16 protein-coding genes are annotated in these 15,941 nt (G+C 60.0%); 8 read left to right on the top strand and 8 right to left on the bottom strand.

The features are described from left to right. Positions 1-62: 62 nt before the first annotated feature. Positions 63-1,280: an argininosuccinate synthase gene (locus M0814_RS23705; RefSeq protein ID WP_003227714.1), complete on the bottom strand. Its 1,218-nt coding sequence runs from the start codon at positions 1,278-1,280 to the stop codon at positions 63-65. A 129-nt stretch (positions 1,281-1,409) separates the two neighbouring features. Beyond that, positions 1,410-2,318, bottom strand: a complete 909-nt coding sequence (locus tag M0814_RS23700; RefSeq protein WP_003227717.1) for an OmpA family protein — start codon at positions 2,316-2,318, stop codon at positions 1,410-1,412. A gap of 160 nt (positions 2,319-2,478) precedes the next feature. On the opposite strand from M0814_RS23700, the gene pyrC reads away from it, so the two are divergent. Both pyrC and rnt read left to right on the top strand, forming a co-directional pair. Further along, a complete protein-coding gene (pyrC, locus tag M0814_RS23695; protein WP_103484888.1) occupies positions 2,479-3,525 on the top strand; it encodes a dihydroorotase in 1,047 nt (348 codons plus the stop codon). Then, positions 3,522-4,199, top strand: coding sequence for a ribonuclease T (gene rnt / locus M0814_RS23690; RefSeq protein ID WP_003227721.1), 678 nt, complete (start codon positions 3,522-3,524; stop codon positions 4,197-4,199). Before pyrC ends, rnt begins: the two co-directional genes overlap by 4 nt. Positions 4,200-4,273: 74 nt before the next feature. Here the strand turns inward: rnt and M0814_RS23685 are convergent, their stop codons facing one another. Beyond that, on the bottom strand, positions 4,274-4,876 hold the full coding sequence (locus tag M0814_RS23685) for a peroxiredoxin (RefSeq protein WP_003227723.1): 603 nt from the start codon (positions 4,874-4,876) through the stop codon (positions 4,274-4,276). A 314-nt stretch (positions 4,877-5,190) separates the two neighbouring features. On the opposite strand from M0814_RS23685, the gene M0814_RS23680 reads away from it, so the two are divergent. After that, positions 5,191-5,409, top strand: a complete 219-nt coding sequence (locus M0814_RS23680) for a bacterioferritin-associated ferredoxin (protein ID WP_003227725.1) — start codon at positions 5,191-5,193, stop codon at positions 5,407-5,409. Between the two features lie 200 nt (positions 5,410-5,609). Beyond that, positions 5,610-6,083, top strand: a complete 474-nt coding sequence (gene bfr, locus M0814_RS23675; protein WP_003227727.1) for a bacterioferritin — start codon at positions 5,610-5,612, stop codon at positions 6,081-6,083. Between the two features lie 131 nt (positions 6,084-6,214). Here bfr and grxD read toward each other — a convergent pair whose 3' ends face one another. From grxD to M0814_RS23660, 3 genes are all read right to left on the bottom strand, one after another. Beyond that, positions 6,215-6,556 (bottom strand): Grx4 family monothiol glutaredoxin, encoded by a 342-nt coding sequence (grxD, locus tag M0814_RS23670; protein WP_003227729.1) that lies wholly within the window; start codon positions 6,554-6,556, stop codon positions 6,215-6,217. 97 nt (positions 6,557-6,653) lie between these two features. Continuing rightward, entirely contained in the window at positions 6,654-8,759 is a 2,106-nt protein-coding gene (locus M0814_RS23665) for a molybdopterin oxidoreductase family protein (RefSeq protein ID WP_103484889.1), read from the bottom strand. Positions 8,760-8,898: 139 nt separating this feature from the next. Next, positions 8,899-9,189 carry a hypothetical protein gene (locus tag M0814_RS23660; RefSeq protein WP_003227733.1) on the bottom strand — a complete coding sequence of 97 codons (291 nt, stop codon included), beginning with the start codon at positions 9,187-9,189 and terminating at the stop codon, positions 8,899-8,901. Positions 9,190-9,592: 403 nt separating this feature from the next. Here M0814_RS23660 and argF point away from each other — a divergent pair, with 403 nt between their 5' ends. Both argF and M0814_RS23650 read left to right on the top strand, forming a co-directional pair. Next, entirely contained in the window at positions 9,593-10,513 is a 921-nt protein-coding gene (gene argF / locus M0814_RS23655) for an ornithine carbamoyltransferase (RefSeq protein WP_045122614.1), read from the top strand. Continuing rightward, complete coding sequence (locus tag M0814_RS23650) at positions 10,510-11,619, top strand: ABC transporter ATP-binding protein (RefSeq protein ID WP_103484890.1); 1,110 nt, start codon at positions 10,510-10,512, stop codon at positions 11,617-11,619. The genes argF and M0814_RS23650 overlap by 4 nt, the downstream gene beginning before the upstream one ends. 120 nt (positions 11,620-11,739) lie before the next feature. On the opposite strand, the gene M0814_RS23645 is transcribed toward M0814_RS23650, so the two are convergent. Both M0814_RS23645 and ybaK read right to left on the bottom strand, forming a co-directional pair. After that, positions 11,740-12,522: a PhzF family phenazine biosynthesis protein gene (locus M0814_RS23645; protein WP_103486014.1), complete on the bottom strand. Its 783-nt coding sequence runs from the start codon at positions 12,520-12,522 to the stop codon at positions 11,740-11,742. Positions 12,523-12,617: 95 nt separating this feature from the next. Continuing rightward, complete coding sequence (gene ybaK, locus M0814_RS23640; RefSeq protein ID WP_003227741.1) at positions 12,618-13,088, bottom strand: Cys-tRNA(Pro) deacylase; 471 nt, start codon at positions 13,086-13,088, stop codon at positions 12,618-12,620. Positions 13,089-13,449: 361 nt separating this feature from the next. Between ybaK and M0814_RS23635 the strand changes: the two genes are divergently transcribed. Then, complete coding sequence (locus M0814_RS23635) at positions 13,450-14,301, top strand: MIP/aquaporin family protein (protein ID WP_003227742.1); 852 nt, start codon at positions 13,450-13,452, stop codon at positions 14,299-14,301. 78 nt (positions 14,302-14,379) lie between these two features. Continuing rightward, positions 14,380-15,882, top strand: coding sequence for a glycerol kinase GlpK (gene glpK, locus M0814_RS23630; protein ID WP_003227744.1), 1,503 nt, complete (start codon positions 14,380-14,382; stop codon positions 15,880-15,882). The last annotated feature ends 59 nt before the right edge of the window (positions 15,883-15,941 follow it).

The following is a 15,941-nucleotide window of genomic DNA, read 5'->3' as shown; positions in this document are numbered from 1 at the left end:
CAAAAAAAAATGGCGGCTTTGTCACTGGGACAAGCCGCCACTTCTTTACAGGCCCACGACGCTTAGAACAGCTTGCGGCCTTTGTTGGCAGCAATGCGCATGCGCAGCGCGTTGAGCTTGATGAAGCCCGCCGCGTCAGCCTGGTTGTAAGCGCCGCCGTCTTCTTCGAAGGTCGCGATATTAGCGTCGAACAGCGAATCGTCGGACTTGCGACCGGTCACGATCACGTTGCCTTTGTACAGCTTCAGGCGAACCACGCCGTTCACGTTGACTTGGGAAGCGTCGATCATCTGTTGCAGCATCAGACGCTCCGGGCTCCACCAGTAGCCGGTGTAGATCAGGCTGGCGTATTTCGGCATCAGCTCGTCTTTGAGGTGAGCGACTTCGCGGTCCAGGGTGATCGATTCGATGGCGCGGTGAGCGCGCAGCATGATGGTGCCGCCCGGGGTTTCGTAGCAGCCACGGGACTTCATGCCCACGTAACGGTTTTCAACGATGTCCAGACGACCGATACCGTGAGCACCGCCGATCTTGTTCAGCGTTGCCAGTACGGTGGCCGGAGTCATTTCGACGCCGTCCAGGGCAACGATGTCGCCGTTGCGGTAGGTCAGTTCCAGGTATTGCGGGGTGTCAGGCGCGTTCTCCGGGGAGACGGTCCAGCGCCACATGTCTTCTTCGTGCTCGGTCCAGGTGTCTTCCAGCACGCCGCCTTCATAGGAGATGTGCAGCAGGTTGGCGTCCATCGAGTACGGAGATTTCTTCTTGCCGTGACGCTCGATCGGAATCGCGTGCTTCTCGGCGTAGTCCATCAGCTTCTCGCGGGACAGCAGGTCCCACTCACGCCATGGAGCAATGACTTTCACGCCTGGCTTGAGCGCGTAGGCACCCAGTTCGAAACGCACCTGGTCGTTGCCCTTGCCGGTAGCGCCATGGGAAATGGCGTCGGCGCCGGTTTCGTTGGCGATTTCGATCAGACGTTTGGCGATCAGCGGACGTGCGATGGAGGTACCCAGCAGGTACTCGCCTTCGTAAACGGTGTTGGCGCGGAACATCGGGAACACGAAGTCACGCACGAATTCTTCGCGCAGGTCGTCGATGTAGATTTCTTTGACGCCCATGGCCTGAGCCTTGGCGCGAGCCGGCTCGACCTCTTCGCCCTGACCCAGGTCAGCAGTGAAGGTCACCACTTCACAGTTATAAGTATCCTGCAGCCACTTGAGGATCACCGAAGTGTCCAGGCCGCCGGAATACGCCAGAACGACCTTGTTTACGTCCGCCATGCCATCACTCCACGGGGTTCTACGGAAAGCCGAGGAGTCTACCGCTCAAATACGATAATTTACAGAGGCGCGACAGCTTAAGACGACAAAGCGACAGAATCTGTCGAGAGCGCGACGATGACCGGCGAGTCAGGAAGTCGCCGCGGCGTTGGCAGGCGCGCTGGCTTGTGGCGCTGGTGCGGTGGTCGGTGCTACCCGTGCCAGCTTCACGCTGACCCGGCGGTTCTTCGCCCGGTTGGTGGCATTGGTGTTCGGCACCAAAGGATATTGCTCACCATGGAAACGCACGGTGATCTGCGATTCGGCGATGCCGTTGGCCTTGAAGAAATCGACCACCGCCAGCGCGCGACGGCGCGACAGCTCTCGGTTGGTAAGACGGTTGCCGCTGTTGTCCGAGTGGCCGTCGAGTTCGATGTGATTGACCGACGGATCGGCCTTCATGTACTCGAGCATCACTTGCAGCTTGGCCCGAGCGGCGGCGTCCAGGTCGGTACCTTCCCCCGGGAAACCGATCTGCGATTGTTTGATCTGGTCGAAATTCTGCGGCAGCAATTTCGCCACACACGTCTGGTAATCGTTGAAGGCCTTGCTGAACTTGACCGGCAGCAGGCGCACTTCCGAAACCCGGCCATCGCCGGACGCACGTCGCACCACCGGGCTGCGACCGTCCAGCAAACCGCTGATCAGCCCGCCGGCCTGGGATTGCGAACTGTTGAACAGCACGTTGCCAGTGCCGATCCTGACGCTGCCCAGGTAGATGTCGTTGCGCCCCGGTTGCCATGGCGCGGCCGCCGCAAGCAACGTCGCTGAACCGCCGCCGAGCATGGCGTTATAGGCATTGAGGCGGAATATCGCCTGTTCGCCTGCCTTGCGCACGAACTGGCCCGAGCCGAAATCGGTGATCGGCTGGGTCAGGCGGCACTCGAACTTGTCGCCCTCGACCGTCCACTCAATGTTCTCCAGACGAGTCTGGTAGGTGAGCGCCATCGCGGGGAGGCTGGCAAACACACTGAGCAAGGCTAAATATCGCTGGCGCACGGGAGGCTCCATTGGCTTCTGTAACACAAAGACCGATTCACACTATGTTTACGGCATACCTACGGGATATCGGAAGGTTCCGGCAAAACTTGATAGCGAGTGCCTGCAAGAGTCTTTTCCGGTAGCATTCCCCTCAGTTTGACCCGCCTGGAATCCCCTCATGTCCGACCGCCTGACCCTGCTGCGTCCCGACGACTGGCACATTCATCTTCGCGATGGTGCCGTGTTGACCAATACCGTTGCCGATGTTGCGCGCACCTTTGGCCGCGCCATCATCATGCCAAACCTGGTACCACCGGTGCGCAACGCCGCTGAAGCCGACGGCTATCGCCAGCGGATTCTCGCTGCCCGCCCGGCCGGCAGTCGTTTCGAACCGCTGATGGTGCTGTACCTCACCGACCGCACCCAGCCCGAAGAAATTCGTCAGGCCAAGGCCAGCGGTTTCGTGCACGCTGCCAAATTGTACCCGGCCGGCGCCACTACCAACTCCGATTCCGGGGTGACCAGCATCGACAAGATCTTCCCGGCGCTGGAAGCCATGGCCGAAGTCGGCATGCCGCTGCTGATCCACGGCGAAGTCACCCGTGGCGATGTCGACGTCTTCGATCGCGAAAAGATTTTCATCGATGAGCACATGCGCCGTGTCGTCGAGCGTTTCCCGACGCTCAAAGTGGTGTTCGAACACATCACCACCGGCGACGCCGTGCAGTTCGTCAACGAGGCTTCGGCCAACGTCGGCGCGACCATCACCGCGCATCACCTGCTGTACAACCGCAACCACATGTTGGTGGGCGGGATTCGGCCGCACTTCTATTGCCTGCCGATCCTCAAGCGTAATACCCATCAGGAAGCCCTGCTCGATGCCGCCACCAGCGGCAGCGCGAAGTTCTTCCTCGGTACCGACTCGGCGCCGCACGCCCAGCACGCCAAGGAAGCCGCCTGCGGCTGCGCCGGCTGCTACACCGCATACGCCGCCATCGAGCTGTATGCCGAAGCTTTCGAACAGCGCAACGCGCTGGACAAGCTTGAAGCGTTCGCCAGCCTCAACGGCCCACGCTTCTACGGTCTGCCGGCCAACACCGATCGCATCACCCTGGTTCGCGAAGAATGGACCGCCCCGACCAGCCTGCCGTTTGGCGAGCTGACCGTTATCCCGCTGCGCGCCGGTGAAAAGCTGCGCTGGCGCCTGCTGGAGGAACACGCGTGAGTGAAGACCATTTCGACGACGAACTGGACGGTCAAGGTGGCGGCGGCGGTTCCCGTCACCCAATGGCAGCACGTTTTCGCGGTTACCTGCCGGTTGTCGTCGACGTAGAGACCGGTGGCTTCAATTCGGCCACCGACGCTCTGCTGGAGATTGCCGCGACCACCATCGCCATGGATGAAAAGGGTTTCGTCTACCCGGATCACACCTACTTCTTCCGCGTCGAGCCGTTCGAAGGCGCCAACATCGAAGCGGCGGCGCTGGAGTTCACCGGGATCAAGCTCGATCACCCGCTGCGCATGGCGGTCAGCGAAGAAACTGCGCTGACCGACATCTTCCGTGGCGTGCGCAAGGCGCTGAAGGCCAATGGCTGCAAGCGCGCGATTCTGGTCGGCCATAACAGCAGCTTCGACCTTGGCTTCCTGAATGCTGCGGTTGCGCGTCTGGACATGAAGCGCAACCCGTTTCACCCGTTCTCCAGCTTCGATACCGCGACGCTGGCCGGTCTGGCTTACGGTCAAACCGTACTGGCCAAGGCCTGTCAGGCAGCCGACATCGACTTCGACGGCCGTGAAGCGCATTCGGCGCGTTACGACACCGAGAAGACCGCCGAGCTGTTCTGCGGCATCGTCAACCGCTGGAAACAGATGGGCGGCTGGGAAGACTTCGACGACTGATCCTCGTCGGACAAATCCCGCACATGAAAAAACCGGCCACGTGGGCCGGTTTTTTTGTACCTCGACGTTGTGCCTTACAGGGCAGCAGCGTTCTCGGTCAGGTAAGCCGCAACGCCTTCTGGCGAAGCGTTCATGCCTTTGTCGCCTTTTTTCCAGTTGGCAGGGCAGACTTCGCCGTGCTCTTCGTGGAATTGCAGAGCGTCGACCAGACGGATCAGCTCTTCCATGTTACGGCCCAGCGGCAGGTCGTTGATGATCTGCGAGCGGACAACGCCCTTGTCGTCGATCAGGAACGCGCCACGGAAAGCCACGCCGCCTTCGGACTCAACGTCGTAGGCCTTGGCGATGTCGTGCTTCATGTCGGCAGCCATGGTGTATTTCACCTGGCCGATGCCGCCATTGTTGACCGGGGTGTTGCGCCAGGCGTTGTGGGTGAAGTGCGAGTCGATCGACACAGCGATCACTTCTACGTTGCGTGCCTTGAAGTCAGCCATGCGGTTGTCCAGAGCGATCAGCTCGGACGGGCAGACGAAGGTGAAGTCCAGTGGGTAGAAGAACACCAGGCCGTATTTGCCTTTGATGGCCGAGGACAGGGTGAAGCTGTCAACGATCTCGCCATTGCCGAGTACGGCCGGTACGGTGAAATCAGGGGCTTGTTTGCCTACGAGTACGCTCATGGATATCTCCTGGTGAATAACTTTGAAGTTCAGGGTCCGGGCCAGCCTGCCACCCTCAGGCGACAGCCCTGTGACACGAACCCTCTTCGCAAGGGCCGACCATCATACACTGCGTTTTTCGCCTGTCCTTAACGGTTTTTTGCCCAAAGCGGATAACCGGGCCGCATTTTCGCGGCCAGGCAAATCGCCATTAAGCACCGTTCGTCAGTCATCGCTGATTCGTTCATAAAGCGTTCAGAAAGCACTTTGACAATCATTCTCGTTAACATTAAGATCCATCGCAATTGAGTCACAACCAGCGACGGTTCTCACTTATGTATGTTTGTCTCTGCACTGGCGTCACCGACGGACAGATCCGCGAAGCGATCTATGAAGGTTGCTGCAGCTATAAAGAAGTCCGCCAGGCCACCGGCGTCGCCAGCCAATGCGGCAAATGTGCCTGCCTGGCCAAGGAAGTGGTCCGCGAAACCCTGACCAAACTGCAAACCGCCCAGGCCGCGATCCCGTATCCGGTAGAATTTACAGCGGCGTAATTACCCCAATTTCGAAGAACCGGACTTATGTCCGGTTTTTTTATGCCCGTAAATCAACTGCTTAGGCGCTAGACGCGGAACACAAACATTCTTATTCAGATTTAATTTCATTTATTATTCAATAACTTAGGTTTGACACTTATAAGTACCAAGCTCAAACTCCGCCTTATATACAGCTATTACAGGGCAGGACTCCCATCATGAAAGGCGACATTACAGTCATCCAGCATCTCAACAAGATCCTTGCCAATGAACTGGTCGCGATCAATCAGTACTTCCTGCATGCGCGCATGTATGAAGATTGGGGCCTGAACAAGCTGGGCAAGCACGAGTACCACGAATCCATCGATGAGATGAAACACGCGGACAAGCTGATCAAGCGCATCCTGTTCCTTGAAGGCCTGCCGAACGTGCAGGATCTGGGCAAGCTGCACATTGGCGAGCACACCCAGGAAATGCTCGAGTGCGACCTGCGCATCGAGAAGACCGGCCACGCCGATCTGAAAGCCGCCATCGCCCATTGCGAATCGGTTGGCGACTTCGGCAGCCGTGAACTGCTCGAAGACATTCTCGAGTCCGAAGAAGAACACATCGACTGGCTGGAAACCCAACTGGGCCTGATCGATAAAGTCGGTCTTGAGAACTATCTGCAATCGCAGATGGGCGAAGAGTAAGTTAGCGCCCGCTGAACTCGCGACACTAAAAAGCCCCGCCCTCTTTCGAGGTGCGGGGCTTTTTATTGGCAAATCCCGGATCAGATGCAGATCCCTGTGGGAGCGAGCAAGCCCGCTCCCACAAAGCCGGATCAGGCTTCGGACTTGGCCGCAGCAGCCTTGGCCGATGCTTCCTTGACCAGAGTCTGCAGCTCACCGTTGGCGAACATTTCAGCCATGATGTCGCTGCCGCCGACCAGTTCACCGCCAACCCACAGTTGCGGGAAAGTCGGCCAGTTGGCGTACTTTGGCAGGTTGGCGCGGATTTCCGGGTTCTGCAGGATGTCGACGTAGGCGAACTTCTCGCCACAGCCCATCACGGCCTGCGCAGCTTTCGCGGAGAAGCCACACTGCGGGGCATTCGGCGAGCCTTTCATGTAAAGCAGAATGGTGTTGTTGGCAATCTGCTCTTTAATCGTTTCGATGATATCCATGGAGCACCTCGGCTGAACTTTCCGACTCATGGGTCGGCACGGTGGCGCATTGTAACGGAATCCCGAGCGCCCTGCTCGGTCTCCCCGACAGACATGCTCAAGCCGCCACCACCGTCACCGGCACGCCGTTGAGCGCCGCGTTGCCCGACAGCTCGTCGAGCTGGCATTCATCGGTCAGGTCGTTGGCGCTCGACCCCGGCTGACCGCTGGCAATCGCCATCTGCACCCCCGGACGCGCGTGACCCCAGCCATGCGGCAGGCTGACCACGCCTTTCATCATATCCAGGCTGCCGAGCACTTCCACTTCGATCTGCCCGACCCGCGAACTGACGCGCACCAACTGCCCGTCGTCGAGCCCGCGACTGGCCAGATCATCCGGGTGCATCAGCAGTTGATGTCGCGGCTTACCCTTCACCAGACGATGGTAATTGTGCATCCACGAGTTATTGCTGCGCACATGGCGCCGGCCGATCATCAGCAGCTCATCCGCCGCCGGCGCCTGCAAGGCGGCAAAGCGTGCGAGATCGGCGAGGATCTCCGGTGGCGCAGCCTGCACCCGTTGATTCGGGGTTTTCAGGCGGGCCGCCAGATTCGGCTTGAGCGCGCCCAGATCGACGCCGTGCGGATGATCGAACAGCGTCGCCAGCGACAGTTTGTGCGCCGAAGCATCGCCATACAGCCCCATGCGCAGGCCCATATCGATCATCTTCGCCGGCGGCATCGTCGGTTTCAGTTCCTTGCCAGTCTTCTCGGCAAACGCCTTGGCCAGGCCGACAAAGATCTCCCAGTCGTGCAAAGCGCCCTCAGGCTTGGCGAGAATCGCCCGATTGAAGCGAGTGACGTTGCGCACCGCGAACAGGTTGAACGTGGTGTCGTAGTGATCGTTCTCCAGCGCCGAAGTCGACGGCAGGATCAGGTCGGCATAACGCGTGGTTTCGTTGATGTACAGGTCGATGCTGAGCATGAACTCCAGACCATCGAGCGCCTGCTCCAGTTGCCGGCCGTTCGGTGTCGACAACACCGGATTGCCGGCCACGGTGATCAGTGCGCGAATCTGCCCTTCGCCTTCGGTGAGCATTTCTTCGGCCAGCGCCGACACCGGCAACTCGCCGCCGTACTCAGGCCGCCCGGACACCCGGCTCTGCCACTTGTTGAAATGCCCACCCGAGGTCGACGCCACCAGATCCACCGCCGGCTCGGTGCACAGCGCGCCGCCGACCCGGTCGAGGTTGCCGGTGACCAGATTGATCAACTGCACCACCCAGTGGCACAAGGTGCCGAACGCCTGAGTCGAAACGCCCATGCGCCCGTAGCACACCGCGCTCGGCGCCGCGGCGAAATCCCGCGCCAGTTGGCGGATCTGCTCGGCCGGCACCGCACACAGCGGGCTCATGGCTTCGGCAGTGAACGTTGCGATGGCTGCACGCACTTCATCGAGACCATCGACGGGCAAGTGACTGTCGCGTGTCAGGCCTTCCTCGAACAAGGTATTGAGCACGCCGAACAGCAACGCCGCGTCGCCACCGGGACGCACGAACAAGTGCTGATCGGCGATGGCCGCCGTTTCGCTGCGCCGGGGATCGACCACCACCACTTTGCCACCGCGCGCCTGAATCGCCTTCAGGCGTTTCTCGACATCGGGCACGGTCATGATGCTGCCGTTGGATGCCAGCGGATTACCGCCGAGGATCAGCATGAAATCGGTGTGATCGATGTCCGGGATCGGCAGCAGCAAGCCGTGGCCGTACATCAGGTAACTGCTCAGGTGATGCGGCAACTGGTCGACCGAGGTCGCGGAGAAGCGATTGCGCGTTTTCAGCAGGCCGAGAAAGTAGTTGCTGTGGGTCATCAGCCCGTAGTTGTGCACGCTCGGATTGCCTTGATAGACCGCCACTGCGTTTTGGCCGTGACGCTCCTGAATCGCCGCCAGACGCTCGGCCACCAGCGCAAAGGCCTCGTCCCACTCGATCGGCAGCCATTCGCTGCCGACCCGGCGCATCGGCTGACGCAGGCGATCCGGATCGTTCTGGATGTCTTGCAGGGCCACAGCCTTGGGACAGATGTGCCCACGGCTGAAGGTGTCGAGGGCATCGCCCTTGATCGAGGTGATCGCGACGTTGCCATCGGTTTCGGTGGTCTCGATGGTCAGGCCGCAAATGGCTTCGCACAGGTGGCAGGCACGGTGATGGAGAGTCTTGGTCATGGCCCCAGTCTCTGTCTTGTTCTGGGCAGGCAACGGGCGTGCCTGCGGGAACAAAACTATGGCCCGTGTGCGGGAGCGACGCCAGCGACGTTCGTCTTGTGAATCGACGGCTATCAGGCGAGCCGATAGCTCGTCAGGCTCAGTTGGACGGCAACTGCGGCGGCGCCTGCAACTGGATTTCCTGAATGGTTTCGATCTGCTCGTGGGCGACGTGCACGCCGGTGAGTTCGCCGATCAGTCGCCAGTGCTCGTCGAGCCCTGCGCTGATAGTCGCCATGCGATCGATCATCTGGCGACTGGCAGCCTTGACCACATCATCTTCGCTGCGCAGCAGTTCGAAGGACATTGACGTCACCGAGGCGGTGAGATGGGTCAGTGAGCGAGCCGTGTGGCCCAGCAATTCCATTAACAATTGTTCTTTCGATTCCATGCGGAGGCTTCCTGCGTCGCTCGAAAGGTAGTTATAACCCAGCACTTTGCATTAGCAAATGTTTCAACCGGCCATCCGACCAAGCGAAGCCATGGCCGGGCAGTCACAAACCGACCCGACCTGCCCCATCCCCGCCACAGCGGATTGCCAAGCCCCGCGGCGCCAGTGTACAAATGAGTCCGTTACACGCCTCAACCCGGCTTCTACTGCGCGACTGCAACACTCTGTCGCCGCTGCAAATTCCGCAAAAACCGTAGCCTATTGGCGTAACGCGACATTTAGTGTCAATATCGCGCCTTCCCCTATTTCGTCGCCCCGTGCGGCTTACGCCGCAGGTCTCGCCCGTTGTTCCGTTAAACAAGGCTTTGAGCATCTGCGGTTTGTAGCAAAAAGGTAGTCAATGATGAGCGCAAGGCACTTTCTCTCCCTGATGGATTGCACGCCCGAAGAGCTGGTCAGCGTGATCCGTCGAGGCGTTGAGCTCAAGGACCTGCGTAACCGCGGCGTACTGTTCGAGCCTCTGAAAAACCGCGTCCTGGGGATGATCTTCGAGAAGTCCTCGACCCGTACCCGGATCTCCTTCGAGGCCGGCATGATCCAGCTCGGTGGCCAGGCAATCTTCCTGTCGCCGCGCGACACCCAGTTGGGCCGTGGCGAGCCGATCGGCGACTGCGCCATCGTCATGTCGAGCATGCTCGATGCGGTGATGATCCGTACCTTTGCCCACAGCACCCTGACCGAATTCGCTGCCAACTCGCGCGTGCCGGTGATCAACGGTCTGTCCGATGACCTGCACCCGTGCCAGTTGCTGGCCGACATGCAGACCTTCCTTGAGCACCGCGGCTCGATCCAGGGCAAGACCGTGGCCTGGATCGGCGACGGCAACAACATGTGCAACAGCTATATAGAAGCGGCGATCCAGTTCGACTTCCAGTTGCGCATCGCCTGCCCGGAAGGCTACGAGCCAAATCCTGAGTTCGTCGCCCGCGCCGGCGATCGTGTGACCATCGTCCGCGATCCGCAGGACGCCGTGCGCGGTGCGCATCTGGTGAGCACCGACGTCTGGACTTCGATGGGTCAGGAAGAGGAAACTGCCAAGCGCCTGAAGCTGTTCGCACCGTTCCAGGTGACCCGCGCCCTGCTCGATCTGGCGGCCGAAGATGTGCTGTTCATGCACTGCCTGCCAGCGCACCGCGGTGAAGAAATCAGCCTCGACCTGCTTGATGACCCGCGCTCCGTCGCCTGGGATCAGGCAGAAAACCGTCTCCACGCACAGAAGGCCCTGCTCGAGTTCCTCGTCGAACCGGCATATCACCACGCATGAGCCATGAATTACTGCTGAACCTGCGCAACCTCGCTTGCGGCTATCAAGATCAACGCGTGGTGCAGAACCTCAATCTGCACCTCAACGCCGGTGACATCGGTTGCCTGCTCGGCTCGTCCGGCTGCGGCAAGACCACCACCCTGCGCGCGATTGCCGGTTTTGAACCGGTGCACGAAGGTGAAATCACCCTGGGAGGTGAAACCATCTCCAGCGCCGGTTTCACTCTGGCACCAGAAAAACGCCGGATCGGCATGGTGTTTCAGGATTACGCGCTGTTCCCGCACCTGAGCGTCGCGGACAACATCGCCTTCGGTATCCGCAAGCACCCGAACAAGGAGCGCGTAACCGAAGAGCTGCTGGAACTGGTCAACCTGAAGAACCTCGGCAAGCGCTTCCCCCACGAGTTATCGGGCGGCCAGCAACAGCGTGTCGCCCTCGCCCGGGCACTGGCGCCGGAGCCGCAATTGCTGCTGCTCGACGAGCCATTCTCCAACCTCGATGGCGAACTGCGGCGCAAGCTCAGCCACGAAGTGCGTGACATCCTCAAGGCCCGTGGCACCAGTGCGATTCTGGTGACCCACGACCAGGAAGAAGCCTTCGCCGTCAGCGATCACGTTGGCGTGTTCAAGGAAGGTCGCCTGGAGCAGTGGGACACGCCCTACAACCTCTACCACGAGCCAGCGACGCCGTTTGTCGCCAGCTTCATCGGTCAGGGTTATTTCATTCGCGGCCAGCTCGGCAGCCCGGAGTCGGTGCAGACCGAACTCGGCGAACTGCGCGGCAACCGGGCCTACACCTGGCCGGTGGGCGGTGCGGTGGATGTGTTGCTGCGTCCGGATGACATTGTTTATGCGCCGGACAGTGGGTTGAAAGCGCGGATCATCGGCAAGACGTTCCTTGGCGCCTCGACCCTATATCGCCTGCAACTGCCGACCGGTGCGCAACTGGAGTCGATCTTCCCGAGTCATGCCGACCATCAGGTCGGTGCGGATGTGGGGATTCGGGTCGCCGCCGAACACCTCGTCCTGTTCCAGGCCAGCGGCAGCACCGCGGCACAAATCCCGGCTGTGGAAAACGGCGTCCGCCGCTACAGCGCTGCACTCTGATCCGCCCCGGATCAGAACTGTGGGAGCGGGCTTGCTCGCGAATGCGCTGTGTCAGTAAACGAAGAGGTCGTCTGACACAGCGCATTCGCGAGCAAGCCCGCTCCCACAATTGGTTTTGGGTCAGCCCAAAATCAGCGTACCGCTGGCCACCAGCGTCGCATTCCCGCCAATTTTCACTCGCTCACCTTCCAGCCGACAGAACAACTCCCCGCCCCGCGCCGAGCGCTGGCACGCGGTCAAACTGGATTTGCCCAGACGTTTCGACCAGTACGGAATCAAGCTGCAATGCGTCGAGCCAGTGACCGGATCTTCATTGATACCAATCGCCGGAGCGAAATAACGCGAGACGAAATCGTGCTGATTGCCGCGCGCCGTCACGATCGCACCGAGCCACGGCAGTTTCGCCAGCGCGACCATGTCCGGCTTGCAGTCGAGCACCGCCTGCTCCGACTCGAGCACCACGAACAACTCGTTGGAACCGAGCACATCCACTGCCTCGACGCCCAGCGCACGCTCGACATCCAGCGTCACGCCAATCTCTGACGGCACAATTGAAGGGAAGTCCAGCCACAGGCGATCGCCTTCACGACTGACACTCAACGGCCCGGACTTGCAGATGAAGTCCAGCCGCTCGGTGGTTTCCTTGTAGACCTCGAACAACACATAGGCGCTGGCCAGCGTCGCATGCCCGCACAATGGCACCTCGGTGGTCGGGGTGAACCAGCGGATATGCCACGCCGCGCCTTCGCGCACCACAAACGCGGTTTCCGCCAGATTGTGCTCGGCGGCGATCTTCTGCATCAGCTCATCCGCAAGCCATGCATCGAGCCGATAAACCATCGCCGGATTGCCACTGAACGGCCGATCGCTGAACGCGTCGACTTGATAAAACTCAAGCTGCATAACCTTCTCCCTAAGTCCGTGGGCAGAGCATGCAACGCGGGCCGGATCAGCGCCAGTGACAGAACCGACCAATTTTCTGCATACAGCGATGAGCGTTACGCACGGCCGATATCGGCAAATTTGGCCTGGGTGTGCTCAGCCAGCACCGCCGGCGCCAGTTCGACTTCGAGGCCGCGTCGGCCGGCGCTGACATAAATAGTCGCAAAGCCCTGAGCCGAGTTATCAATGAAGGTACGCAGGCGTTTTTTCTGCCCCAGCGGACTGATACCACCCAACAGGTAACCGGTGGAACGCTGCGCGGCGGCGGGATCAGCCATTTCGACTTTTTTCACCCCTGCAGCATGCGCCAGGCCCTTGAGGTCAAGGCTTCCGACGACCGGCACCACCGCCACCAACAATTCACCTTTTTCACTGGCGGCCAGCAGCGTCTTGAACACCTGAGCCGGCTCGAGCGCCAGCTTCTCTGCGGCCTCCAGCCCATAGGACGCAGCCTTGGGATCATGTTCGTAACTGTGCACGCGATGTTCGGCACGAACTTTTTTCAACAAGTCCAACGCAGGGGTCATGGCAGCTCCAGGCTCGGCATCAACAGAAAATCCTGCGCCGGATTCTAGGCCATCACCTCGCAAAAGGCTCTAGCGCAAGCCCCGTTTTTCGGGCTTTACAGGCGAATCACCGGGCTATCGCCGCAGTCACCCGCAGGATCATTCAACAGGTTGATAGTTTAATTGTGACCGATGGTTCACTTTCGACCTTTGACAGGTTTGTTTCTTGTCTATATTTTTTCGAATCTGAATAATGTAAGAATTATCATCACCGCAGCACCCAGCAGTAAACCGGGAACAGGATGGGGATCCTGCCTCGGCGAAAATCGCGCCTTGCCCTGACGGCAAATGCGCCAGACAACAACAAAAATCGAGGTTTTCAATGACAACTGCTATTCAGCAACCATCGCTTTCCGGCCAATGCCTGGCCGAGTTTCTGGGGACTGCACTTCTGATCTTTTTCGGCACCGGCTGTGTCGCTGCGCTCAAAGTCGCGGGCGCCAGCTTCGGCCTGTGGGAAATCAGCATCATCTGGGGCGTCGGTGTGAGCATGGCGATCTACTTGACCGCCGGAGTTTCCGGCGCGCACCTGAACCCCGCCGTGAGCATTGCCCTGAGCATTTTCGCCGACTTCGAAAAGCGCAAACTGCCGTTTTACATCCTGTCGCAGATTGCCGGCGCGTTCTGCGGCGCGCTGCTGGTTTACACGCTGTACAGCAACCTGTTCTTCGATTACGAACAAACTCACCAAATGGTTCGTGGTTCGGCTGCCAGCCTTGAGTTGGCGTCGGTATTCTCCACTTTCCCCAATCCTGTGCTGTCGACTGCCCAGGCATTCCTGGTCGAGATGATCATCACCGCGATCCTGATGGGCGTGATCATGGCCCTGACCGATGACAATAACGGTCTGCCGAAAGGCCCGATGGCACCGCTGCTGATCGGTTTGCTGATCGCTGTGATCGGCAGTTCGATGGGCCCGCTGACTGGTTTCGCGATGAACCCGGCCCGTGACTTCGGTCCGAAACTGATGACTTTCTTTGCCGGCTGGGGTGAAATTTCCTTCACTGGCGGCCGCGATATTCCGTACTTCCTGATTCCGATTTTTGCACCGATTGTCGGTGCCTGCCTCGGCGCTGCCGGGTATCGCGGGCTCATCGCCCGTCACCTGACCGGCGCCACACCTGCTACAAAGGATGCAGAACCGGCCATTGACGGCAAACCAAGAACTTCTTGAAACAGTCGGCGCGGGTTCCTGCCCAATTCGAGCCCGCGCCCCGGCCCACTCTCCCTTATTTCGTCCAAGGCAATCGACATGACCGACATTCAGAATAAGAACTACATCATTGCCCTCGATCAGGGTACGACCAGCTCCCGCGCGATCATTTTCGACCGCGATGCGAACGTGGTCTGCACCGCCCAACGCGAATTCGCCCAGCATTACCCGCAAGCTGGATGGGTTGAACACGACCCGATGGAAATCTTCGCCACCCAGAGCGCGGTGATGGTTGAAGCGCTGGCCCAGGCCGGTCTGCATCACGATCAGGTGGCCGCCATCGGTATCACCAACCAGCGTGAAACCACCGTAGTCTGGGACAAGACCACTGGCCGTCCGGTGTACAACGCGATCGTCTGGCAGTGCCGCCGCAGCACCGAGATCTGCCAGCAGCTCAAGCGCGATGGCCACGAAGAATACATTCGCGACAACACCGGCCTGGTCACCGACCCGTACTTCTCCGGCACCAAGCTGAAGTGGATCCTCGACAACGTCGAAGGCAGCCGCGAGCGTGCGCGCAACGGCGAATTGCTGTTCGGCACCATCGATAGCTGGCTGATCTGGAAATTCACTGGTGGCAAGGTGCACGTCACCGACTACACCAACGCCTCGCGCACCATGCTCTTCAACATCCATTCGCTGGAGTGGGATTCGAAGATGCTGGAAATCCTCGACATCCCGCGCGAGATGCTCCCGGAAGTGAAAGCTTCTTCGGAAATCTACGGTCGCACCAAGAGCGGCATCGCCATCGGCGGTATCGCCGGTGACCAGCAAGCCGCACTGTTCGGCCAGATGTGCGTCGAGCCGGGCCAGGCAAAAAACACCTACGGCACCGGCTGCTTCCTGCTGATGAACACCGGCGACAAAGCGGTGAAATCGCAGCACGGCATGCTCACCACCATCGCTTGCGGCCCACGCGGCGAAGTGGCTTACGCACTAGAAGGCGCGGTGTTCAACGGTGGCTCGACCGTGCAGTGGCTGCGCGATGAACTGAAGATCGTCAACGACGCTCACGACACCGAATACTTCGCCAATAAAGTGAAGGACAGCAACGGCGTGTACCTGGTACCGGCCTTCACCGGTCTGGGCGCTCCGTACTGGGACCCGTATGCCCGTGGCGCACTGTTCGGCCTGACGCGCGGCGTGCGCGTGGATCACATCATCCGCGCAGCGCTGGAATCGATCGCCTACCAGACCCGCGACGTGCTCGACGCCATGCAACAGGACTCCGGCGAACGCCTCAAGGCCCTGCGTGTGGACGGCGGTGCGGTCGCGAACAACTTCCTCATGCAGTTCCAGGCCGACATCCTCGGCACCCAGGTCGAGCGCCCGCAAATGCGCGAAACCACCGCGCTGGGCGCAGCCTATCTGGCCGGTCTGGCGTGCGGTTTCTGGGGCAGCCTGGACGAACTGCGCGGCAAGGCTGTCATCGAGCGTGAGTTCGAGCCGAGCCTGGATGAAGTCGAGAAAGAGAAACTGTACAAAGGCTGGAAAAAAGCCGTCAGCCGCACCCGTGACTGGGCGCGTGAAGACGCTGAATAAGCCAACCTTCAGAGACTGATAGGCAACTAACTGGTCGGGAGGAGATTCCTGCGGCATCA

The organism is Pseudomonas sp. MWU12-2020 (assembly GCF_023100605.1).
Taxonomy (GTDB): Bacteria; Pseudomonadota; Gammaproteobacteria; order Pseudomonadales; family Pseudomonadaceae; genus Aquipseudomonas; species Aquipseudomonas fluorescens_H.
Note: the sequence above shows the minus strand (reverse complement) of the source record. Positions and strands in the feature narration are given on the sequence as shown.